The sequence below is a fragment of the Polynucleobacter sp. 35-46-11 genome (genome assembly GCF_002281105.1).
In genome coordinates this window covers 1-1,029 of sequence record NZ_NCFJ01000748.1, presented here as the reverse complement: position 1 = coordinate 1,029, position 1,029 = coordinate 1, and the positions used below count along the sequence as shown (strand labels likewise).

The 1,029-nt window shown below is 43.3% G+C and carries 1 protein-coding gene and 1 pseudogene; one reads left to right on the top strand and one right to left on the bottom strand.

All coding sequences use genetic code 11. The features are described 5' to 3' along the window. The first annotated feature begins 124 nt into the window (after positions 1-124). Complete coding sequence (locus B7Y67_RS19290; RefSeq protein ID WP_293600016.1) at positions 125-664, top strand: hypothetical protein; 540 nt, start codon at positions 125-127, stop codon at positions 662-664. On the opposite strand, the pseudogene B7Y67_RS19285 reads toward B7Y67_RS19290, so the two are convergent. Continuing rightward, positions 627-1,029, bottom strand: a pseudogene (locus tag B7Y67_RS19285) (histone deacetylase); the annotation flags it as partial. The gene B7Y67_RS19290 and the pseudogene B7Y67_RS19285 overlap by 38 nt on opposite strands.

Here is a 1,029-nt window from a genome sequence, read left to right as displayed (position 1 = left end):
ATGATTTGGCTGTCGGTAAATTTAGATCGTTTCATGTAGAACTCCTCTGATAGAGAAAATTCTACCTCTGAGAGCGGTTAGCCTGCGGGGGGATTACCAATCTACTGGTGCTGATGGTAAGCCTTTGAGTGCGCAAGAGATTGCTGAAAAAAGACAAGCTACCCTAAAGATGTCCAAAGTGGGTTTAGACGCACTCATTAAGCAAAAGCCAGAACTGCAGAAAGAAATTGAAGCTGCGCCAGGGTATGCCGTTTTTAGTACGACCAACATAAACGTAGTTTTATTGGTGGTAGCAAGAGGCGAGGGCGTACTGTTTGAAAAGCGTCGCCCTGAACCTATCTTCATGCAAGCGATGAAAACTGGCGAGGGTATTGGCGCGGGATATCAAGATCAATATCAGGTGATCATTTTTAAAAACACCGATGCTATTGATCAGTTTTTGCTGACCTCAATTGATGGACAGCGCGGCGGTATCGATGTGGATGCAAACTTCTCAGCGGGTTCTGGTGGGACCATTCGTTCATTTAATCCCAATATCACTATTTATACGGTTGGATTATCGGGTTATGACTTGCAGGCGAATTATGGAGGCACGCTCTATTTGGTGGATCAGCAACTAAACGATGCTAAAACCTTAAATAGTCTGCCGGCCAAGAAAAATTAACATATCTTCTTGCATAGCTCAAAGCCACTTCAATGGTTTGGAGGTGGATTTTTACGGTGGAATCAATTTCTTTGCCATAGCCTCCAGCCATACTGAAAGCGATCGGCACTTGGTGATCACGCCCATACTGAAATACTTGATCATCTCGAAGACGCATGCCATCTTGCGTAATTTTAAGTTTTCCTAAGCGATCCCCTTCATGGGGATCAGCGCCTGCTAAGTAAATGATGAAGTTGGGTCTAAATTGATCATGCATAGTACTTAAAGCTTGATCTAAGGCCTCTAGATATTGGCTATCTGAACAACCATTCTCTAAGCCAATATCGAAGTCGCTCGTTTCTTTTTGAAAAGGAAAATTATGCTCA